This window comes from Vibrio sp. Vb339 (genome assembly GCF_902751245.1).
Classification (GTDB): domain Bacteria; phylum Pseudomonadota; class Gammaproteobacteria; order Enterobacterales; family Vibrionaceae; genus Vibrio; species Vibrio coralliirubri.
This window is the reverse complement of record NZ_CADDIS010000001.1, coordinates 294,336-316,748: the sequence shown is the minus strand read 5'-3', so window position 1 is coordinate 316,748 and position 22,413 is coordinate 294,336. Positions and strand designations below refer to the sequence as shown.

Below are 22,413 nucleotides of genomic sequence, written 5' to 3'. Positions count from 1 at the left end.
GTTATTTCCCATTAAACAAATGTAAACATTGAAGTTATATTCTTGGTGGGCAGAAAAGAGCTTTTGAATATCCATTAACCACTCGATTGGTTTGATGGTTAGCACGCATTGGAGAGCAACCATGCAGATGTCAAAAAGCTTTTTATTAATTACAGTTGGTTTAGCCAGCATATCTCTTCAGGCTCAACCCCTGACAAGAGACAACGGTGCACCAGTAGGTGACAACCAAAACTCCATAACAGCAGGTGAGAATGGCAGTGTATTACTGCAAGACGTCCATCTGATCCAAAAATTGCAGCGTTTTGCCAGAGAACGTATTCCTGAGCGTGTTGTTCATGCTCGTGGGACGGGCGCACATGGTGAATTCGTTGCTTCTGGTAATTTTAGTGATTTAACGGTTTCCGACCCTTTTACTAATAAAGGTAAGGTGACTCCTGTTTTCGTTCGTTTTTCGACCGTTATTCACTCTAAAGGATCGCCAGAAACACTTCGCGACCCACGTGGTTTCGCCACTAAATTTTATACTGAACAGGGTAACTGGGATCTGGTAGGGAATAATCTGCCTGTGTTCTTTATTCGTGATTCGATTAAGTTTCCGGATATGGTGCACTCCCTTAAACCGTCTCCAGTAACTAATGTTCAGGATCCAAACCGATTTTTCGACTTCTTTAGCAGTGAGCCGGGTGCGACCAACATGTTGACTTGGGTGTACAGCAATTTAGGTACACCAGCGAGTTACCGCACTATGGATGGATTTGGGGTTCATGCCTATAAGTGGATCAATAAGCAAGGCGATGTGAACTATGTGAAGTTCCAATGGAAGAGCCAGCAAGGCATTAAAAGCCTTCGCCCTGATCAAGTCACTGAGATGCAAGGTAAAGATTTTAACCATCTTACTAATGACCTTTATGCTGAAATTGGCCGAGGTAATTACCCTAAGTGGGATCTTTACGTGAAGGTATTGTCTCCGGAGGCGTTGAGCAAGCTTGATTACAACGGACTCGATGCAACCAAAGTGTGGCTGAATGTGCCAGATCAAAAAGTCGGCACTATGACGCTGAATCGTTTACCAGAAAATTTCTTTTTAGACACCGAACAGTCGGCATTTGCGCCTTCGAATCTGATCCCTGGTATCGAGCCGTCGGAAGACCGTTTGCTACAAGGTCGTTTGTTTGCTTACTCAGATACGCAGCTTTACCGTTTGGGAGCGAACCTGTTCCAACTGCCAGTAAACCGTCCGCTAGCGCCAGTGAGCAACCATAATCAAAATGGCTTGAGCAATAATGCATCGTTAACTAATGGTGATGTTAATTATGAGCCAAGCCGAAAACTAGAGTTAGCAGAAGATACTCAATTCAAAGCCGTAGAAACCAAGCTAGTTGGTACTATTCAACAGAAATCGATCAGCAATCCTCGAAACTTCTATCAAGCGGGCGTGCAGTATCGCAGCATGAGTGAACAAGATAAAAGTGACTTAATTGCAAACTTAGCGGGTGACCTAAATAAGGTTATGGATAAAGACGTTAAGGAAATCATGGTGAGCTACTTCTATCGTGCAGACAAAGAGTATGGAACGCGTTTGGCTAAAGCAACTGATACAAGCCTCTCACAAGTTAAAAAGCTCTCTCAGGCGAACGATTAAGCAACAATGTAAGGCGTAAAGTTTTGGCCTACGGGAGATTTATCTGCTCTTTTCTGCCCGAAAATCAGGACTCCTGTAGGCCATTCTCTAATTATGTTAATGAGGGGGAATAAATGAAAATCGTATTTTTGCTTAGTTCCATTGTTTTTGCTTTGAGTTTCTCGTTCAGTTTATTGGCTGCAGATAACCAACTGGAAGAGGAGTACCAATCTTTGGTTGGGCTGTTCTTTGATGCCGCTCGTATCGGCAATAATGAAGTGGTCGATGCATTTGTTTCGCAAGGTTTCCCAATTGATCAACGTAATAACCAAAGTTACACAGCACTCATGGTTGCGGCTTATCAAGGAAATAGAGAAACCGTTCGCTTGCTACTCAATTCTGGGGCGAATGCGTGTTTGCAAGATAAGCGCGGTAACACTGCTTTGATGGGAGCACTTATAAAACGTGAAATTGGTATAGCGAAAGATTTGTACCAAGCGGAGTGTGCCTCAGAACTGCGTAATAAAGCAGGGCTTAATCTGAAAGAATTTGCTGAAATCTATGGTCAATCTAATGTACTAAAATCCCTTAAGTACTAAATGAAGAGTACTAATAATAATAAAAGGACGTAATGATATGAACAAAACAACATGGCTTGCTGCACTCACCCTTATTTCTTCTTCTGTTTTCGCTGAAGCGGTGAGTGTTGAAATGATCGATCTTGGCTCTGGTCAGTCAGCCGGAACAGTGATGATAAGCTTAAGTGATTACGGAGCTGTCTTTACACCAGAATTGAAAGGCTTACCAGCTGGTACACATGGCTTCCATGTGCACGCGAATGGTTCATGCGATAGCATCACCAAAGATGGCAAAACCATACTCGGTGGAGCCGCAGGAGGACATTATGATCCAGAGGAAACGGGTAAACATGGTTTCCCTTGGACGGATGATAATCACCTTGGCGATTTACCACCGCTTTACGTTAATGCTAATGGAGTAGCCGACCAGCCAGTGATGGCGCCAAGAGTTACATTGGATGACGTAAAAGGCAGAGCCTTGATGATCCACGCAGGCGGTGACAACCACTCTGACCATCCAGCTAAGCTTGGCGGTGGTGGTGCACGCATTGTATGTGGCGTGATTAAGTAATCCACGTCTTAAAATTGCAAAAAGCGCTCCTACTTATTTGGGGCGCTTTTTTATAGGTAGGGATGACACTTGTTCTCCAATGCAGAACGGTCATAAATCGATTCGTATTGATTTAGATGAATCGGATCGCTGAGGTTCTCAATTGGGTAAGTATGCTTACTTAAGGCTTGTAGGCATTACAATTCAGACACATCCGCAAAGATTTTATATTGATGTATCAACCCCTGCTTGAAAGATAAGAAAGTCGCGAACTTAGCGGCATGCGCGCTGCCATTTAGGCGCACGTAATCCACCTGCCCCTCACACGCAACCGTATCATCGTTTACGTAGATCCCAGAAAACGTATGTGTCATTGACTCAATTGATCCAAAGAACGCTGCGTTGACCGCTTTGACAGCTGGTTTTCCTACTACTGGTGCGGCGTTCGAAAAATGAAACGACACGTCATCATGCAGTAGTGCCATTAGGGCGTGGATATCCTTTTGGTCGACGATTTGATATAGATGTTTTGTCTGTTCGATTAATGGTGACATAGCAATTGCTCCTTTGAATTTGAACTAATTTGGATTTGAACGAGATTAAGATTTAGCGTGATTAAATAAGTACAGGCTTATCAACAACAGTATTACGGCTGCGATCAATTGCAGCGTTAATGGCTCGCCATACCACGTGATCCCAATGGAAACGCCGACGACGGTCACCACATTTCCCACTTGGCTAAAGCCCAGCCCATCGGTGATTCGCTGAAAACGAAACGTCAGTAAATAACTGAGTGCTGATAAGCTTGCCATGAGCGCGAGTACGCCAGATCCGTTTGGAATGAATTCACCATCGACCGCATGAGTAAACGGAATCCATATCATGCTCTGTAGCGTCAGCATGCCAGCAGCTAGAACAATTGGATTGGCAAGAGGGGGGAACGCGCGACTGCGATAGACATTGCCAGCGGCCAAAAATATGGGTACGAGTAGCGCAATAGCCAGTGCTGACCAAGGGGATGACGTATTCATTTGTGGTGACAAAGTCACAGAGAGTGCGGCAACGACCCCAACCATGATCCCGAGTACTTTTCGCCAGGTTAACGAGGATCCTTGAAAAGGTAAGGTGAATAACAAGGTAAAAATGGGCGACAAAGTAACGAGTACACTGAACGTACTGGTATTAAGAGATTGTAGGGCATAGGTTGACGCCAGATTAGGAATTGCGACGCTCAGTAAACCAGCCCAAAGATAATAACGGTAATGCACCAATGCCGTTCGATTGAGCTGACCTCGCATAACCAATAACGTCATCAACAATATAGCTGCACCTGCCATCGGTATAATCGCGACATCAATTGGTGGAATGCCAATGGTCACAGCATATTTGGCTAACGCAAAGTTTACGGCGACAAGACTGCCAATGCTGACCACGTATAACGGAGACTGGAATTGCCGACCGATGCCATTAATATGGCTTTTTGCCGCTGTCGGTTTTATCAGTGATTTCATGTCTTACTCTATTGATTGAAGTCGATGAAATCAGCATAAAAGACCTAGATTGATTAGAGAATAGGCTCTACACTCTCCACACTGTATCCAAATTAGCGACAATCATGCAGCACTTAGACGCTATTCCCTATTTCCTTGCGGTGGTAAAACAATCGAGCTTTGCGGGCGCAGCGCGTGAACTGGGCGTGTCACGTTCGGCGGTTAACAAACGGGTGATCCAACTGGAGTCGAGCCTTGGAGTGCGTTTGCTGCATCGTACTACGCGCCAAGTATCGCTTACTGAATCTGGTGAGCAGTTTTACGATCACCTCACCAAAGCCAATTATTGGCTGCAAAAAGCTGAAGATGCAGCAACCAGTCAGCAACATCAGGCAATTGGCACATTGCGGGTTAGTGCACCAATGTCTTTTGGTCGTCTGATATTAGCCCCTCTCATCCCACAGTTTCTCAAACGTTATCCTCATATTCACATCGACATGACGATGGATGATGGTTACGTCGATATTGTCGAAGGAGGATTTGACGTCGCGATTCGAGCTGGGGATTTAAATGACTCGAGTTTAGTGGCGAAGCGGTTAACCAGCGTTCGTAGCGTTATCTGCGCCTCGCCTACGTATTTTGATGAGAATGGTTTGTCCATGCCAACCGAGGTCTGCGAACTCAGTGCACACAACGCTTTGCTCTATCGTCATACATCTGAGAGTACCGAGTGGTTTTTTGGTCACCAAGATCAGGTGACCAGTGTTGTAGTGAAAGGCAATTACCGAGTCAACAACAGCGAAGCATTACTGTGTGCGACCATGGCAGGGCTTGGGATCGCTAGGCTTCCTGACTTTATTGCCAATGCGCCCATTCAGTCTGGGAAATTGCTGCCCTTGCTACCTAACTATCTGATGCCAGAGAAGAATGTCTATGCATTGTTTCCTGAGCGAGATCCAATGCCACTCAAACTACGACTGTTCATCGATTTCCTTGCAGCTTCGCTCAATGATCGTTGAAAGTTTACGAAGTTGATAAGAGGCTTTAGGCGTACCTAGCCTTTTTATCTTTTCACTACTCTTGCTTTTTGCTTACCATTCCCACCGCTCACGCCCCGACTCAACCATTCACTCCTTGTCATGACCATTCGTCGCATTGATAAAACGGCGTGACAGTTTGTGGTTAACCTTTCAACGTCAACATTTGAAAGGGATTACACATCATGACTGCTTCAAACACTTCAAACTCATTTACTGCTCTGTTTCGTCGTTCACTTTTAATTGGGTTAGCTTCAATCGCTCCTACGCTGGCGCTAGCTAATCCAAGTTCAGACGTGCTCGATATCTACAACCAAGCGGCGCAAGGTAATGAAGACTTGGTTGAGGTGGCGTATGAACGCCTTAACGAAACGCTACAACAAGACGGTGCGACACCACTGACCTTGGTTTACCTCGGAAGCACAGAAACCCTGATGGGGCGTGATGCGTTCTTGCCTTGGAACAAGATGAAGTATGTGGAGAAAGGCTTATCAACCATTGATAAATCACTGGTGCTGCTTAAAGATGAAGACCAACCAATTCATGAGCAACCTCGTGTTCAAGGGTTGCCGGATTCTTACCTAACTCGCGCAATGGCCGCCGTTACTTACACTTCTCTGCCAGACATGTTTAACCATTTCGATCGTGGTTATGACCTGTTCCTCTCGTTACTTGCGGAAGATGATTTCCAACAACAGCATTTCGCTGCGACCTCGTGGATTTACCGTTATGCCATTACCGCATCAATCCGTGCTGAAGACTTCGAGCAAGCACAGGTGTGGCTTGAAAAAATGGAAAGTGCCGATGCTGGCAACATCGAAACAATGACGGCGAAAGCCCTAATAGCGAAAGCCAAATAACAGCTGCGAATGCTAAATAGCGGTTTACTAAAGCTCATTAACAACCGCGAACGCTTAAGAATGATGGGTCCGCGGAGGACAAAGGAATGATTGAATTTAAAGATATCGGCAAAGCGTATGTGACTGGCGGTCAAAGCGTAGATGCACTCAAGGGCGTTGATGATCAGATCCAGCGCGGTGAAATGGTGGCGTTATGTGGCCCGTCGGGTTCAGGGAAAAGCACACTTTTGAATATCCTTGGATTGTTGGATATGGATTACCGAGGCGAGATCAATATTGATGGCCAACCGTATCCGACAGAGCAAATCGCCGCTGCACGCTTTCGCCGTCAATCGTTGGGTTTTGTATTTCAGCGCTTCAATCTGGTTCCTGTGATGACCGCGCTTGAGAACGTCGCTTATCCATTGATGTTGAACCAATGCTCAAAACAAGAACAACAGGCCAGAGCACAAGATATGTTGGAACGTGTCGGGCTAGGCGAATACCTACACCATCGCCCAGACAATCTTTCAGGTGGCCAGCAGCAACGTGTCGCAATAGCCAGAGCGCTAATCCACAACCCAAGTTTGGTGATTGCCGATGAGCCGACTGCGAGCCTAGACAGCCACACCGCCAACCTTGTGATCGACATTATGAAAGAGCTCGGCCACGAAATGGGCACGACCTTTATTGTCGCAACGCATGACCCAAGAATGGCGCAGCGTTGTGACCGAGTGATTGAGCTTATCGATGGCCAACTGGCGCCACAAGCTGCAACCACGGAGGCTATCTCATGGGCAAGTTAACACAAAGAATGAGCGCTTTTTTGCTTCCTACCTCGGTGCGTTTGGCGTGGCTTAATTTATTGAGAAACGGTCGCCGCAGTCTGCTTTCGGTATTGATCATCGCAATTGCCGTATTTGCGCTGACCTCGGCTGGAGGTTATGGGCTTTACACCTATGGATCTTTGCGTGAATCGACCGCGCGCGATACTGGTCATCTCACCTTGAGCACACCGGGTTATTTTGAGCAAGATGAAGACATGCCGCTGAGCAATGGTCTCGATAACGTTCAAGCGCTCACCAAGAGCATTATTGGCGACAGCGACGTGCGTGGTGTGCAGCCGCGAGTCTACTTTAGTGGCTTGGTGTCTAATGGCAGTAAGTCGACCATTTTTATGGGAACGGGCGTTAATGAGCGTGAGTTCGACATGAAAGGACCTTTCCTTGATGTGCGCAGTGGTCAAACCCTATCGGATGTGAAATCACCAAGATACGACAGCCAAGAACCACAAGTGATGCTGGGAACCGACCTTGCTTGTAACCTCAAAGTTGCCGTTGGCGATTGGGTAACATTGCTCGCGACCACCAGTGACGGTGCTTTGAACGCCTTTGATTTTAAGGTGCAGGGTATCTATTCGACGGGTGTACCTGAGCTGGATAAGCGTCAGCTGTATGTTCATATCACCACTGCACAAGAGCTTTTGGCGTCAGACAAAGTCAGTACCTTGTCGGTGTTCCTATTTGAAACCAGCAAGACCTCGACCGTTCAAGAGCGTATCCAAACTGCTTTAGATCGAAATAGCGCTAGTCAAAGTGATCAAGGCACAGAGATCGAGATCACCCCATGGCAAGATCGCGCGTTTTTCTACACCAAGGTTAAAGATCTTTACGACCGGATCTTCGGCATTATGGGCGCGGTGATGGCATTAGTGGTGTTCGTGTCGCTGTTTAATACTATGACCATGTCGGTGACGGAACGCACTAGAGAAATTGGCACCTTGTCAGCACTCGGCAGTTACCCTTCTGAAATCGTGGCAGGCTTCTTAAAAGAGGCGGGATTGTTGGCTGTGATTGGCAGCGCGATTGGCGCTTTAGTGAGTGGCTTAGCGTCGGTGTTATTGCTAGTGGTTGATATCCAAATGCCACCACCTCCCGGCAGAACCGAAGGTTACCCACTCAACATTTACTTCTCATTGGAATTAGTTGGCTACGCCACTTTAGGTGTGCTGACGATATGTTTGCTAGCTGCTTATTTTTCTGCTCGCAAAGGCGTGAATAAGCCAATCACGGAGGCGCTGGTTTATGTATAAATTTACTCGTTCACTCACTGTTTTAGGTTCTGTATTGGTTTTGGTTCTAGCATCGACACCAAGCTGGGCATTCGATTCACAACAAGTCACAGAGATGATCGCTAAGGCGGATAGTTACCGATTGAACAGTGCACAAGCCTCTAAGGTAGTGTCTCTGGTGGCGCTGTATCAAGACGACCAACTCGACAAAACCCGTGAATACAACGTCTACATAAGACCAAATCGGGAGTCGTTAGTGGTCTTTAAGTCAGCCGTCGAGGCTGGTCAAAAGATGCTGATGATTGAAGACAACTATTGGTTATTGATGCCGAAATCTCGTCGCCCAATTCGTATCACACCGATGCAAAAACTGCTTGGTGAAGCTTCGGTCGGGGACATCTCAACGCTCACTTGGAGCGAAGATTACCAAGGTGAGTGGGTTGCCGAGCAACAGGTTGAGATGCCGACTGGCGAGATACTCGATACCCATCACCTAAAGCTCGCGGCGAAAACCAAGGGTGCCAGCTATCAATCGATTGGTCTATGGCTAACGGCAGATCGAGCGTTTCCAGTTAAAGCGGATCTGTATCTGCGCTCAGGGAAACTGGCGAAACAAGCTTGGTTTACCGAAGGCGTGCGTGATGGATTACCAACAGTGGTGTCGATGACCTTGCTCGATAAGATTCAACCAAGTAAGAAAACCGTGATTGAGTACCGCGAGGTGAGTGAACAAGCCTTGGCTGACAAATATTATAACCCTGCTTACTTATCGCGTAACAGCGTATCTGCTCTGTAGGTGAGCGTTATGAAAGCTTCCAATTGCCGATTCCACATAAAGCTTTCAATCGCTACTTTGCTTGCTTTGTCTTGTGTGAGTAACACGATTCAAGCGGACGACCTGAGCTTGGCGTGGGATTGGCAACTCAGTGCAGAAGCGATTGAATCGCGAGAGTCACCATTTAGCCCATTACCCTCTGAGAATCGTCAGTCTTTAAATGGCTTGCTGGATCTAGAGGTTGGATATGGCAATTGGCTTGGTCTGTTCGCAGTGAAAGCCAACGATATTCTGAGCAACAACCCTCAAGGGCAAGAGGCGAACTTTGAATCGGAATTTATTGTGCGTGAGTTGTTCTGGCAAGGTGGTGTCGAGCTGTCGAATTCAGCGTTCGGTGACCACTATCTTGATATCACGCTTGGCAAGGTTCGCCTAGATTGGGGTGTCGGTTATGGCTACCGACCTTTAGACATCATCAAGCCGTATCGACAAAACCCGGTGGGCATTGTCGCAGAAGAGGGCGCAGGTGTTGCCTCGGCGTCACTATTCGATATGACGGGCGAGTGGACACTGCTTTACAGCGATTCGTCATGGACTTCCCAAGACGTAAATGAATTCGAAAAGCAGAATCAGCAGCAAGGCTTTGGGGTACGTCGTTACAATTTAGTGGGCGATCACGAATATCAATGGATCGCCTATTACGACGATGTGCGCCACGGCTTACTTGGGGCGAGTTTAGTCTCGGTATTAAACCTCGCGTGGGAGTTCCATGGTTCGATGGTTTATCAGCGACAAAGCCTTGGCTACAGTCAACCAGACTCAATGCTTAAACCGGTTTATCTTGAAGAGCAGGGCGAGGCCTATCAAGCGTTAGCCGGATTAACATGGGCCAATGACACGGGCCACAATGTCGTTCTGGAATACTGGTTTGATAGCCGAGCGTGGAGCAACTCTGAATGGCAAAGCGCAATAGAAAGTGCAGAGTCTTTGTCGGTTAATCCAATGACAGCATCACTGGCTGGTTCTTATGCTCAAGGTTATCAGCACGCCAATTTGGTTCAACACAACATCATGTTTCATTGGTCTCTGGATTCGACACATGGCTGGCTTGAAGATATCACGCCAACATTCGATGTCATGTTGTCTCCTCAAGATGGCGGTTTTATTGCGACTCAGTGGCTTAACTATCAGGCTTTAGATAATGGCGATTCATCGTTGGATTTGGAACTTGCTGCACGCTTTCTAGGCGGTAAAAGTGATTCTGCTTACGCCAACTTACCCGATAGTCATATGATTCTCTTAAATATCAAAGGACGATTTTAATGGACACTTCTTCAAACAGTCGGTTTTCATGGATTAAAAGCTTCGCGTTCACCACGTTATTTTGTGTTCTTATTGCGATTACAACCCATACGATTTGGGGCGGCGGATTAACGGTTAACCTGGCAATCAGTTTTGGCTTTGGTTACAGCGCCGTGGGTTCTTCTTTCATCTTGGTGAAGTTGTTTAAGAGGACATCTCGAACGCTTGAAGTGGGTATCTCAATGGTGATCGCGATGACCTTTGGTACCTTGAACGCGCACTATTGGTTGAACGGGTATTTCGGGGCCAATATCTCGGATCTTAAATCTGTGGTGTTGCTCGGTGTGATCTTCTGTTCGGTTTGCTATTACTATTTCTATACCCGAGAGCAGCAGTTACGTGCCGACAATGAATTAGAAGTGGCCAAGCGTCGCCAAGCTGATCAAGAAAAGGTGGTGGTGCTGAGTCAGCTTAAGCAACTGCAGAGCCAAATTGAGCCGCACTTCCTGTTCAACACGCTTGCGACCATCAATGTATTGATTGAGAGTGACAGCGCGAAAGCCAAGTTGATGCTCGAAAAACTGACCGACTTGTTGCGTGTGACTTTGAAAAACAGCCGCACCGAGCAATCGACCATCGCACAAGAGGTCGACTTGTTAGACGCTTATCTTAATATCCAAAAGATACGCTTGGGTGAGCGCTTAACGTTCTCGATTGAAACACACGAGATTAGCGATTTGCAGGTGATTCCCCCGTTCTTGATTCAACCCTTGGTCGAGAATGCACTCACACACGGTATTGAACCCAAAGCCGCTGGTGGCCAAGTGAATATCCGCATAGTTCAACAAGCACAGCAGCTAAAAATTGAAGTGTCCGATAATGGTGCGGGGTTGAAAACGCCTTCTGCGAATACGGGTCACGGTGTTGGGTTAAGCAATATTCGTCAAAGAATCGAAACCCTGTATGGTGATAAGGCGAGCCTAACGATTACTGAACCAGCTAAAGGCGGTGTAGTCTCGACGATCTTGTTACCGTTGACTGATGCAGCCACCTAGAATTACAGATCAGAAAACACCGAACAGTGACGCAAAATAGACGATTTACAGTGTGAATTTAAAGGACTAACCATGAACAACCCAGCAGTACAGCCGAGCGTAACAGCGATAATCGCAGACGATGAAGCACTGTTAAGGCACCACTTAGACAAGAGCCTTGCTGAGGTTTGGCCGGAGTTAGAAATAGTCAGTAAAGCACAAAACGGTTTGGAGGCGATGCAGAGTATTCAGCAGCTTAAGCCCGACGTGGCTTTTCTCGATATTCGTATGCCGGAACTGGATGGTATCTCTCTGGCGAAACAACTCAACAAGTTAGATTCACCGCCATTGATTGTGTTTATCACGGCTTATGACGAATACGCGGTCAAAGCTTTTGAGCACAATGCGATGGACTACCTGCTGAAACCCATCAACGAAGAGCGCTTACTGGCCACATGTCAGAAGGTTCAAGCGCGTTTGTCGAGCAATCAAACACAAACAGGTAGCATTCCGGAACAACCCGATATCACGGCGTTAATGGCTCAGCTTCAACAGCTATCACAATCGACTTCCCAGCAAAATAAGCAACAGTATCTCACGTGGCTTAAAGCCAGTGTCGGAGAAGACATTCATCTTATCGCTGTCGATGATGTGGCTTACTTCAAAGCAGAAGACAAGTACGTGTCTATATTTAAGAAGGGCCAAGGCGGTTCGCTAGAGGAGTATATCCTTCGCGTATCATTAAAAGAGCTGATTGCGCAGCTTAACCCGGATGAGTTTTGGCAGATCCACCGCTCAGTGGTGGTGAAAGTGTCGGCCATTGATAAGGTGAAGAAAGGACTCTCCGGTCAGATGTCGGCTTATGTGTCAGGGGAAAAATTACCGATCAGCCGTGCCTCGCAAGCGTTGTTTAAGGGTATGTAGAGATCTAGCTTAAATGTATGTAGTTAGCGAGCCTAAAATCGATGTAATAGGCTGTTATCAAAACACCACTTTAAATGAGCACAGCGATCTTACATAACGATTGATGATTTATAAAATAAAGATCTAGATCACAAAGATACTCATCCGGTTCAATATTAAATAATAATCGTTAGCTCAATCTGTATATTGTCGATGAATGACATTAAGAGGTTGTTATGAAAACATATTATTTAGCGACGGCTCTATGCCTCACCTTAGTTGGCTGTAGCTCAACATCAAAAACTACCGAAACGCCAATCCAGCCGGATCCGGCATGGACTTCAGGCCAACTAGAAAATGGCCTTACTTATCATGTTTATCCAGATCATGAAGAATCTGTCTCTGTGCGTTTAGTCGTGCACGCCGGTTCAATTCAAGAGACTTCTCAACAAGAAGGCTACGCGCACTTCTTGGAACACATGGCATTTAATGGCAGTAAAAACTTCTCTCAGAACGATGTGATTCGCTTATTCGAAGACGCAGGCGCTAGCTTTGGAGCTGATATTAATGCCTACACCTCTTATGAAGAGACGGTCTACCAGTTAGATCTGCCAGATAACATCCAATTGCAATCTGCTTTGACGTGGATGCGTGACATTGGTGATGGCCTGGATCTATCAAGTTCAGAAGTCGAAAAAGAAAAAGGCGTGGTTCTTGGTGAGTTCCGTATGGCTCGCCTCGATGATAAGTCATTCGGAGATATATATTATGATTACTTCATTGAAGGCGGCCCGTACGAATCGCAAGATGCATTAGGGACGAAATCGTCGATCGTGAATGCCACTCCTCAAGGCATCACCAACTTTTATCAGACTTGGTATCAACCTCAAATAGTTGAGCTAATCGTTTCTGGTGATGTTGACATCAAAACCGTGATTCCACTAATTGAAGAAAAGTTTTCTAGCTGGGAGCGTGGCGATACGCCGAGACCAGAGAAACAGAAAACGACCTCATTCAATGAAGATGATTATGTTGAGTACGCAGGAAGAGAAGCGCCAAGCATCACTCTGACGTTTAACCGCGGTTCAAATATAGTTGAAAATCATGCTCAGCAGAATCAACGCAGGTTAGATGAAACCGCTCAGCAATTGATTCAACGACGATTAGAAGCGGTGTTCAATGATGCCGCGTTACCGACTCAATGGATTGCATCTGATAGTTATCGAATGGGCGCTTTTTACTATTCGTCAATAAGTGTTGGGTTTCCGGCTGGAGATCGTGAAGTTATCCAACAAGATCTGCTTTCTACATTGGCATCATTGCGTGATTTTGGTGTTTCGGAAACGGATATTGCTGGCGAGCTGTACTACTACCAAGACTTGCTGGATAACATCGAGCATAACTGGGATAAAATGGACAGTGTTGAACACGCGAATTACAAAGTGAGTGCGTTAGTCAATGATCGAATCGTCCAATCACAGAAAGATTATCAAGCCAGCTTGGAAGCTTTCATCGCTAACTTGAGCCTTGAAGTGATTAACGACAACATCAAGAATCTACTTTCTGATGATTACTTTATTGTTATTGGGATGGATGACTCCGAAGACAGAACTGCGGTCATCAACTCTCTCGATAGTTTAAAAGCCATATATAGCGAGGCGGGAGTTCCGCCGCTTGCGATTGGAACAGCCAGTGCTTTTGCTGTACCTAGCTCGCAAGGCGAGGTTGTACTTGCTGAACAAATGTCTGTCGAACCATACATCCAAAAGTGGACATTAAGCAATGGTATCGACATGTGGTACCTGCGTGATTATGAGGCAGGTGACGATGTTGGGGTGATGTACATGAGCCTCGGCGGAAAAGCCGCTTTGGATCCGAGCTTGTACCCAGCTGTTGAGGTTGCGTTACCTACCTTCGCTCGAAGTGGTGTCGGTGAGTTTACGGGCTCTGAGCTTTTAGCGTACTTTGATCGTGAAGATATTAGAGCTGATTCCTTTATTGGCAACACTCGCCATGGTGTTGAATTTAGTATTAACAAAGATGGACTCAAAGATACGTTTGCTGCGCTCTATACCTTCATAACTGCGGCTAAAATTGTTCCCGAGCAGTTAGAGGCAGTGAAACAGGAGTTTGTACAAGGTCAAGAATCTTTCTTGAGCAGCCCTGTTGGTCAGTTTGAGCGCGTAAGAAACCAGAATATCTATTGTCAAGACAGTCGTCACCTCTTTGTTGATAAAGAACGTGTTGAAGCGGTTTCTGTGGAAGACGTCGCTAATCTTCATCAGCAATTGTTTGGTCAAATGAGGCATAACCAATTGGTGATCGTGGGTGACATCGACCCAAGTGAATTAAAGCCTTTGGTTGAGCAATACTTGGCTTCGATTCCATTAGAAAAAGCTGAGGTTCCTGAATTTAAGGTGGCTTACAAGCAGCCATCTGAATCACGCATTGATTTGGCGATCAACAATGTGAATAGCGCAGAGTACGTCCTAAGAGTTATCTCTGAACCTGAAGCCGAAACCAACCAAGGCGTAACGGCAAAAGATATCTTCACGGAAAACTTGCTAGAACGACTGCTGGCGGCGCGTTTAGATGCTTATATTCGTGAAGAGTTGAGCTTAGATTACTCGCCATATACGTATTCAGCATCCGCAGATAGTGAGCTGAGTGGTGAGTGGGTTATCGGGGCGATGGTAGCGCCGGAGAACGTTGACCAAGTTGAAGTGGCGATCGATAAAGTGATTGCAGACCTTTTACAAGGCGTCTCAGAAAAGGAAATGCACGCAGTCGTGAAACAGTTTGAAGCGGACTTCACGCCTCTCGAGATGAGCTCTATTGACCAAGCATGGTACCTGTCTCGTTATTTACTTCATGGTTATGATATCGAAGCTTTGTCTCAAGTTGAGCGAGTGGCGAGGTCGATCACTGCGGAAGACATGAATCAACTTGTCCAACGCATCTTTGGTGAAAATAGCCGTAAGGTTAAGAACATCATGCGTCCTAAAGCCTAAAGCCTAAAGCCTAAAGCCTAAAGCCTAAAGCCTAAAGCCTAAAGCCTAAAGCCAACAGAAAGAGACAGCTGAAAGCCAAGCGAGCACCGCTTGGCTTTCTTGTTTTTTTACTATTCATAACATCTATCCATCACCAGTTGTTAAGCCGTTTTAGATCTATGTAAATCTAAATTGCGAGGGTGCTTAATCGGTTGCATCGAATCATTTTCTAAAAAAATGTTTTAAATCAAGACAGCGTTTCATTTGTATTGTAGATTGACGATCTACGAGAATGTTGTTTGGATATTAGATTGCTTAAACTGGGTACCCGATTAGTCTTAATGTTGTTTTTACTGAGCTTTGGCTTAGTGAATTCTAACGGCTATTCGTTTCCTTCTAAGCCATTTCAAATTCATTCGGCTCAAGAGCAATCTTCACAAAATGATCTTTGTAAACAAGCCGCTACGGATAATCCGTCGAGCTACTTAGAGTGCGATAAGGCTCAGTTTGGCACCGTGCCTTCTGGTGACAGTTCCAACTATCACGACACCGAATCTAGCCTTCAAGCAGCAAACTTCAGACGTATGCTCAGTAACGAGCAAGAAAGCGTGGCCGATCTTGAGCCTGCTTATCATCTACTGATCGACTTCTCTCCCCCTTCATTACTGGCTTCTCTGCTTTTCAACACACCATTGTTGGATTCCAAGCAGCACTGGACCAGCATTGTGAGTTCTCCGTCCTCCCGGCTTGCTGGGTGGAAAGAGGGCAGTATCCAATACTCGCATTTCCGAGAACTTCTTAGCTAATCGTTTGGCCCTAAATTGGTCGTATCGATGGTCACTTGTGCCCGTTGAACTCGCCAGTTAATCAAAACAAACATAGCGACATCAGCTTTAGCATCACTATCTTTCAATCAGCTTGTTCTGGTTGTGGTTAGCCATTGCTCGTGTTCGCAAAACATTAGTTCAAAGAAGAGATCTTGACTGTGAAAAAACGCATTCAAAGAAAACAAATAAACCACTACTCAAAGTGGAAATACGTGGTGCTTATCGCCACTATCATCATCATGGTTCTGAGTGCTTTACCTTCTTGGTATGGCGAGAATGCATCGGTTCAAATTAACAATCGTTCCGAACAGACCATCGATGCGAGTCAAATTACCCAATACCTTGCGAGCGAAGGCATCCAAGCCAAATCGGCATTTCAAAAAGACCAACGTTTAGTCGTGATCTTGGAAGATGCAGAGCAACAAGCGAAGGCTAAAGAGGTGCTGAATGAGCGCCTTTTGGACAACGCGACGGTTGCGCTAGCGATGGAGCCAGCAGCACCAAAATGGTTGACTGACATGGGCTTCGCGCCGATTCAGCTAGGTCTTGATTTACGTGGTGGTGTGCAGTTCTTGCTAGAAGTGGACATGGAACCGGTTTACCACGCACAAGCGCAATCTGTGGTCGATGAGATCACCAGCCAAGTGCGTTATGCACGCGGTAAAGTGGTGAATAACCAAGTTGAATTTAACTTCCGTACTGATGCAGATTTCGAGAAAGCACAGAAACTGATTCGTGAAGAGTTCCCACAATGGCAACGTGACCGTTCAGATAAATCGCTAACGTTAACTCAGTCTGAAGAAGAACAAAGAACGCTACGTAACCTAACGGTTCAACAAAACCTGCAAATCATGCGCAGCCGTATTGAAGAGCTAGGCATCACTGAGGCATCGATTCAACGCCAAGGTGAAAGCCGTATCCGTATCGAATTACCGGGTGTACAAGACCCTGCAGCTGCGAAAGACGTGATTGGTGCTACGGCTTCATTAGCGTTCTACTCTGTGTACGACAACGCAACGCGCAATACTCAAACTCTGAAAGATTCAGATGGCAATCGTGTCGTGGTTGCTCGCAAAGCCGTGCTGAGCGGTGAACACATTATCGATGCACGCAGTGGCATTGGTGAAATGGGCAGTGCAGAAGTAAACATCACGCTTGATTCTTCTGGTGGTAAGAAAATGTCTGAGTTTTCTCGCCATAACATCGGCAAGCCAATGGCGACCGTTTACAGCGAATACAGCCGTGACAGAGCCGGTAACAGCGAAAAAACCAGTGAAGTGATCAGTGTGGCGAACATCCAATCTCAACTGGGTAGCCGCTTCAGAATCACTGGTGCAGGCAGCATGGCAGAAGCACAAGAGCTTGCTCTACTGCTACGTGCCGGTTCACTAACAGCGCCTGTTACCATCATTGAAGAGCGTACTATTGGCCCATCTCTGGGTGCTGAAAATGTAACGAATGGTTTTGCTGCTTTGGCTCTTGGCCTAGGTCTTACTCTAACGTTTATGGCGCTATGGTACCGCCGTCTTGGTTGGGTCGCGAACTGTGCATTGGTGGTTAACATGACCACGTTGTTTGGTTTGATTGCTTTGCTACCGGGCGCGGTATTAACTCTGCCAGGTATTGCGGGTTTGGTACTGACCGTTGGTATGGCGGTAGACACTAACGTGCTTATCTTCGAGCGTATTCGAGACAAGATGAAAGAAGGGCGCAGCTTTGCTAGCTCTATCGATCGTGGTTTCGATAGCGCATTCTCGTCAATTTTCGATGCTAACGTCACCACCATGATCGTTGCTGTGGCTCTATACACAATCGGTAATGGACCGATTCAGGGCTTCGCTCTGACACTGGGCTTAGGTCTTCTAACCAGTATGTTTACGGGCATTTTTGCTTCACGAGCGATCATCAATTTGGTTTGGGGGCGTGACCAACGCCACGATGTAAGGATTTAAGCATGAGTATTTCAAAAATGACTATTTCAGACCGCTATTTTTCAAATAGTAATATGACTCGCCTTCGTAAGGTGATGTCTGCGATATCTATTGTGCTGTTCATGAGCTCTGTGATGCTGGTGGCGGTGAAAGGTTTTAACTGGGGCTTGGACTTCACAGGCGGTGTGGTTGCCGAGGTTCAGCTCTCTGATCAAGTAACCAAAGATGCGTTAAAAACAAAACTTGATACGGCTTTCCAACAAGACGTGCAAGTGGTTGGTATGGCAGAGCAGGATCGCTGGACGATTCGTTACAGCCAACTGACAGACGCTCCACAGCCAAACTTAGTGGATGCTTTGTCTTCTGTGAGTGACCAAGTAAAAGTGCTTAACAGCAGCGTGGTTGGCCCTCAAGTTGGTCAAGACATGGTTGACCAAGGTGGTTTGGCGGTATTGGTGTGTTTCCTAATGATCATGCTGTACCTGAGTGTACGTTTTGAATGGCGTTTAGCACTCGGCGCCCTTGCCGCGATCATTTATGACGTGACGCTTATCTTGGGTCTGTTCGCTTTTACTCAGTTCGAGTTCAACCTGACTGTGTTAGCGGCTGTGTTGGCGATTTTGGGTTACTCATTGAATGACTCGATCATCATTGCCGACCGTGTTCGTGAAATGCTGCGTGGCAATCCAAACGGTGACACTGATAACCTGCTTAACGAATCGGTTAAAGCGACCTTCTCACGCACCATGGTGACTTCAGGTACAACGCTAATCACCGTATCTGCGCTTTGGCTACTTGGTGGCGCGGCACTACAAGGTTTCGCTATTGCACTGGTTGTAGGTATTGTCAGCGGTACGTGGTCTTCAGTTTCAGTAGGTATCACACTGCCTAAGCTACTTGGTCTACAGCCTTGTCACTACCAAGTGAAAGCGCCAGTAGAAGTTGAGGGCGAGTACCCTTAGGCTCTCTATTGGTTAACAGTACAACTTAGTCAGTAACGTCAACAAAGCCCTTCGTTTATAACAAAACGAGGGGCTTTATTTTTTATAAGAGTCAAACAGTTACAGAAAAGAGAGCCTATTTCAAAAAACGATGGATTGAGCAGGCAAGCCCTCATGATATGAAGTATGTTTAGATGACGTTCGTAGAAATGAGGCAAGGGAATGGAATATCGACATCAATGTCATGTAGGCGACCATGGTGATGCGCTAAAGCATCCAGTATTGAGTGCACTTGTTCAGTCATTAATACAGCAACATTCACGCCTCAATGTTATCGACACCCACTCTGGTACAGGGTGTTATGACCTCACCACTGCACCAAGTAATCATGCTGGTGAGTTTGCTGAAGGGGTCGGGTACTTGTGGCGAAACAAGGCTTACCTTCCGCCGGCATTCAGCTCTTTTATGTCGGTACTGGAATACTACAATCCGAATCAACTTATCTCTCTTTATCCGGGTTCTGCAGCCATCACCTACCAACAAGGCCGCAGCCAAGATAGCTTCTATTTTTCAGACATTCAGCAAGATGAAGCCGACCTATTACAAACCAACATTGAGAAGCTGCAACGCGATATTGATATCTCAAGTAAGCTCACCATTACCGCGGGCGATGGCTTGAAAGCACTGCCTGACGACATAGCAAAACACGATAATCATCACCTGATTGTTATCGACCCACCTTATGAAACCGATTCTGAATATCTCGCGGTGATCGATGCCTTGGTTAAGGCGTATCAGCAGTCTGAGAAGGTATCAGCATTAATTTGGTATCCGCTTTACACGGATGATAAGAGCTCACTGATTCTGAACCACTGTGTGACAGCGGTGAAAGATGGCTTGCTGCCAAGTCCGATTAAGTCGGAGCTTCGCCTTCGAGATCCCAAGGGTGATGATCGCCTGATCGGCAGTGGCTTGCTGTTGTTCAATCCACCACAAGGCATTGCGGGAACGGTCGCAGATACGCTCGATTATTTACACAGCCAACTCGCGACTAATGGTGAAGGTTACTGGCAAATGAGAAGCTTATAGATCTGATTTTTATGGGTTTTATGATGGTTTTCTAGACATCACTCACTAAATCACTGTTATCTATGTGGTTTAAATTGACCAAACGCTAACTTTTATCGATTGATTAATTGCAGTGAATCATTTAAAAATAGAATATCAATGCGCACAAGTGCATAATGGCTCATAAGTTAAATAATTAAACTAGATTGTGGTTTACCCCCTAAACTGCATTAGGCTCGCACTAGTCATGCGAGCCTTTCTTTTGCCTGAAGGAAATACTTACAGCAGGTTGTTTTCAATCTTTAGCGCTTTCTTGATGAGTTTTGCATTGAAATCTGCGGCGTCCAGCGAGTAGTGTGCTTCTCGATGACAGGTTGGACAAAGTGCGATCACATTTTCAGGGCAATCAGCGCCGCCATCCGCTAACCGTGTCAGGTGATGTACTTCTAGGTAAGGACCTGACTTGGTCTCAAAAGGTGAGGGCACTCCACAACCTTCACAGATACCATTTGCCCTCTTTTTTGCGTAAAGCTTAATGGCTTCACTACGATACTTCACATGCGTGAGTTGTTCTTTGGGGTCAGCTTTAAGTGGCGTTGAAGCTAAGGCTATATCTCGTAATTGCTTCAATGATTTACTTTTAGTTGGCTTCGTTAAGTATGAAGTTTTTGGTGTTTGAATGGTATTGCCGACACTTTGTGGGACGATATCTAGATGGAAAACTATTGCATCACGAAGTTGGTCGTTCTTGTCGGGGCGTTGCTCAATGTGATGACAGATGTAGTTGCAGACTCCGACGAATCTAACAAAACCAGTTGAGACAGATTCAAATAAGAGAATCTCTTTAAGGTTGTTTTGGTGTTCAAAGATGGCCAAGTTTCCTTTAACCATCTGCATATCACCTTCTTGCCCTTCTCCTGTATATCGGAAAGTGCCGTCTGCACTAAAACCATCAGAGTAGCCAAATTCTTCACCAGCATCGCTAGTGAAGATAAATACATATGGGTGGGCTGCAGGTGTAGCGATACCACCATATTGCTGACCTTTGTAACGACCGTGTATATCTGTGCGTCGATTGTAAACCTGTCCTACGTTGAACAATGGAGAGTCCTCGTTTATTCGTCTAAATTCTAATTATTATTGATATTTCTATAATTTAAATTTCATATAAAGTTCAAATATAACAGTGGTTTAAATGAAAATATGCAAGTGGATTCTTGGGTGTGAAAAGGTATCGGATTGGTCACGTTTCTAAAGAGGCAAGCCCGCAGGACTCATGCAGGCTTGGTGCGTGTTTAATGCTATACAACTACAAAGCCGGATAATCGATATAGCCTTTTTCGTTGCCACCGAACAGGGTGGCGCCGTCGAGTTCTGATAGTTCGCTGCCGTTTTGTAGGCGTGAAACGAGATCTGGGTTAGCAACGAATGGGCGACCAAATGCGACGAGATCGGCGTAGCCCTTACTCAATACTTCTTCGGCGCGTTCTGGTGTGTAGCTGCCAGCGACGATGATGGTGTTAGAGAACAACTCTCTTAGTTCGACACGGAAGCTTTCAGGTATCACAGGCGCGTCATCCCAATCGGCTTCTGATAGGTGCAGATAAGCGATATTACGAGCTTGCAGTTTCTTTGACGCTTCTAAAATCGTTGACACGATGTCTGGACAGTTCATGTCTTTGAAGGTGATGAATGGGGCCAAACGTACGCCCACTTTGTCAGTACCAATCGCTTCAATTACCGCATCCACGACTTCAATTAGAAAGCGAAGTCGGTTCTCGCGGCTGCCACCATAGTTGTCGGTGCGCTTATTTGAATTGGTTCTTAGGAATTGATCGATGAGGTAGCCATTACCACCGTGGATTTCCACTCCGTTGAACCCTGCCTCGACGGCTTTTTTCGCTGAGTTAGCAAAATCTTGAACAACACGATCGATGTCTGCTTGGGTCATCTCTCTTGGTTGGATGCAATCCACCATGTTGCCGTTACCATTCTCATCAGAGATCCAAACCTGCGTTTCGATTGGTGCCAGTGCTGAAGGTGCAATCGGCAACTCGCCTTTTTGAAAGGTAGGGTGTGATACTCGGCCTACGTGCCATAGTTGGCAGAATATCGCGGCACCTTGCTCTTTTGCTGCTGTTGTTACTGATTTCCAACCTTCGATTTGAGCATCGGTATAAACGCCGGGTGTGAATGAGTAACCTTGGGAGTCATCTGAAATTTGTGTGGCTTCAGTGATGATTAGCCCTACACTTGCTCGTTGTTGGTAATAAGTCGCCATCATGTCGTTTGGCACGTTTCCAGGTTGGCTAGTGCGAGCGCGTGTCATGGGTGCCATAACGACACGGTTTTGCAGCTCTAGGCCTTTCAGTTCTGATGTTTCGAATAACTTGTTCATGATCTCTACCTTTATGAATTTTTAGTGCTGTGCCAATTCCAGTTTGATAATGAATTGG

20 protein-coding genes are annotated in these 22,413 nt (G+C 46.0%); 16 read left to right on the top strand and 4 right to left on the bottom strand.

Features of this window, described 5'->3' with window-relative positions; translation table 11 throughout:
* Nucleotides 1–121 precede the first annotated feature (121 nt).
* The 3 genes from HRQ85_RS01460 (at nt 122) to sodC (ending at nt 2,770) form a co-directional block, all read left to right on the top strand.
* On the top strand, nt 122–1,642 hold the full coding sequence (locus HRQ85_RS01460; protein WP_172378476.1) for a catalase: 1,521 nt from the start codon (nt 122–124) through the stop codon (nt 1,640–1,642).
* A 113-nt stretch (nt 1,643–1,755) separates the two neighbouring features.
* A complete protein-coding gene (locus HRQ85_RS01455; RefSeq protein WP_172378475.1) occupies nt 1,756–2,220 on the top strand; it encodes an ankyrin repeat domain-containing protein in 465 nt (154 codons plus the stop codon).
* Nucleotides 2,221–2,257: 37 nt separating this feature from the next.
* On the top strand, nt 2,258–2,770 hold the full coding sequence (sodC, locus tag HRQ85_RS01450) for a superoxide dismutase family protein (protein ID WP_172378474.1): 513 nt from the start codon (nt 2,258–2,260) through the stop codon (nt 2,768–2,770).
* A gap of 176 nt (nt 2,771–2,946) precedes the next feature.
* Here the strand turns inward: sodC and HRQ85_RS01445 are convergent, their stop codons facing one another.
* Together HRQ85_RS01445 and HRQ85_RS01440 are read right to left on the bottom strand one after the other, a co-directional pair.
* Nucleotides 2,947–3,303 (bottom strand): nuclear transport factor 2 family protein, encoded by a 357-nt coding sequence (locus HRQ85_RS01445; protein ID WP_172378473.1) that lies wholly within the window; start codon nt 3,301–3,303, stop codon nt 2,947–2,949.
* A gap of 45 nt (nt 3,304–3,348) precedes the next feature.
* A complete protein-coding gene (locus HRQ85_RS01440; protein WP_172378472.1) occupies nt 3,349–4,260 on the bottom strand; it encodes a DMT family transporter in 912 nt (303 codons plus the stop codon).
* Nucleotides 4,261–4,364: 104 nt separating this feature from the next.
* Between HRQ85_RS01440 and HRQ85_RS01435 the strand changes: the two genes are divergently transcribed.
* The 13 genes from HRQ85_RS01435 to rlmJ all read left to right on the top strand — a co-directional run bounded on the left by HRQ85_RS01435 (nt 4,365) and on the right by rlmJ (nt 19,978).
* Complete coding sequence (locus tag HRQ85_RS01435) at nt 4,365–5,258, top strand: LysR family transcriptional regulator (RefSeq protein WP_172378471.1); 894 nt, start codon at nt 4,365–4,367, stop codon at nt 5,256–5,258.
* 203 nt (nt 5,259–5,461) lie between these two features.
* Nucleotides 5,462–6,136 carry a hypothetical protein gene (locus HRQ85_RS01430; protein WP_172378470.1) on the top strand — a complete coding sequence of 225 codons (675 nt, stop codon included), beginning with the start codon at nt 5,462–5,464 and terminating at the stop codon, nt 6,134–6,136.
* Nucleotides 6,137–6,222: 86 nt separating this feature from the next.
* Nucleotides 6,223–6,921 (top strand): ABC transporter ATP-binding protein, encoded by a 699-nt coding sequence (locus tag HRQ85_RS01425; protein WP_172378469.1) that lies wholly within the window; start codon nt 6,223–6,225, stop codon nt 6,919–6,921.
* A complete protein-coding gene (locus tag HRQ85_RS01420) occupies nt 6,909–8,207 on the top strand; it encodes an ABC transporter permease (RefSeq protein WP_172378468.1) in 1,299 nt (432 codons plus the stop codon). The genes HRQ85_RS01425 and HRQ85_RS01420 overlap by 13 nt, the downstream gene beginning before the upstream one ends.
* Nucleotides 8,200–8,982: an outer membrane lipoprotein-sorting protein gene (locus tag HRQ85_RS01415; RefSeq protein ID WP_172378467.1), complete on the top strand. Its 783-nt coding sequence runs from the start codon at nt 8,200–8,202 to the stop codon at nt 8,980–8,982. Before HRQ85_RS01420 ends, HRQ85_RS01415 begins: the two co-directional genes overlap by 8 nt.
* Before the next feature lie 9 nt (nt 8,983–8,991).
* Nucleotides 8,992–10,284, top strand: coding sequence for a hypothetical protein (locus tag HRQ85_RS01410; protein ID WP_172378466.1), 1,293 nt, complete (start codon nt 8,992–8,994; stop codon nt 10,282–10,284).
* A complete protein-coding gene (locus tag HRQ85_RS01405; protein ID WP_172378465.1) occupies nt 10,284–11,318 on the top strand; it encodes a sensor histidine kinase in 1,035 nt (344 codons plus the stop codon). Before HRQ85_RS01410 ends, HRQ85_RS01405 begins: the two co-directional genes overlap by 1 nt.
* A 72-nt stretch (nt 11,319–11,390) precedes the next feature.
* A complete protein-coding gene (locus HRQ85_RS01400) occupies nt 11,391–12,221 on the top strand; it encodes a LytR/AlgR family response regulator transcription factor (RefSeq protein ID WP_122081423.1) in 831 nt (276 codons plus the stop codon).
* Between the two features lie 215 nt (nt 12,222–12,436).
* Nucleotides 12,437–15,211, top strand: a complete 2,775-nt coding sequence (locus tag HRQ85_RS01395) for a M16 family metallopeptidase (protein WP_172378464.1) — start codon at nt 12,437–12,439, stop codon at nt 15,209–15,211.
* A gap of 320 nt (nt 15,212–15,531) precedes the next feature.
* Entirely contained in the window at nt 15,532–15,996 is a 465-nt protein-coding gene (locus tag HRQ85_RS01390) for a hypothetical protein (protein ID WP_172379330.1), read from the top strand.
* Between the two features lie 173 nt (nt 15,997–16,169).
* Nucleotides 16,170–17,969 carry a protein translocase subunit SecD gene (gene secD / locus HRQ85_RS01385; RefSeq protein ID WP_017065097.1) on the top strand — a complete coding sequence of 600 codons (1,800 nt, stop codon included), beginning with the start codon at nt 16,170–16,172 and terminating at the stop codon, nt 17,967–17,969.
* Nucleotides 17,970–17,971: 2 nt separating this feature from the next.
* Nucleotides 17,972–18,910, top strand: coding sequence for a protein translocase subunit SecF (gene secF / locus HRQ85_RS01380; RefSeq protein WP_102558972.1), 939 nt, complete (start codon nt 17,972–17,974; stop codon nt 18,908–18,910).
* A 201-nt stretch (nt 18,911–19,111) separates the two neighbouring features.
* Complete coding sequence (gene rlmJ, locus HRQ85_RS01375) at nt 19,112–19,978, top strand: 23S rRNA (adenine(2030)-N(6))-methyltransferase RlmJ (RefSeq protein WP_172378463.1); 867 nt, start codon at nt 19,112–19,114, stop codon at nt 19,976–19,978.
* A gap of 258 nt (nt 19,979–20,236) precedes the next feature.
* Here the strand turns inward: rlmJ and HRQ85_RS01370 are convergent, their stop codons facing one another.
* Entirely contained in the window at nt 20,237–21,058 is an 822-nt protein-coding gene (locus HRQ85_RS01370; protein ID WP_172378462.1) for an HNH endonuclease, read from the bottom strand.
* A 208-nt stretch (nt 21,059–21,266) separates the two neighbouring features.
* Nucleotides 21,267–22,355 (bottom strand): alkene reductase, encoded by a 1,089-nt coding sequence (locus HRQ85_RS01365; RefSeq protein WP_172378461.1) that lies wholly within the window; start codon nt 22,353–22,355, stop codon nt 21,267–21,269.
* Nucleotides 22,356–22,413: the final 58 nt, after the last annotated feature.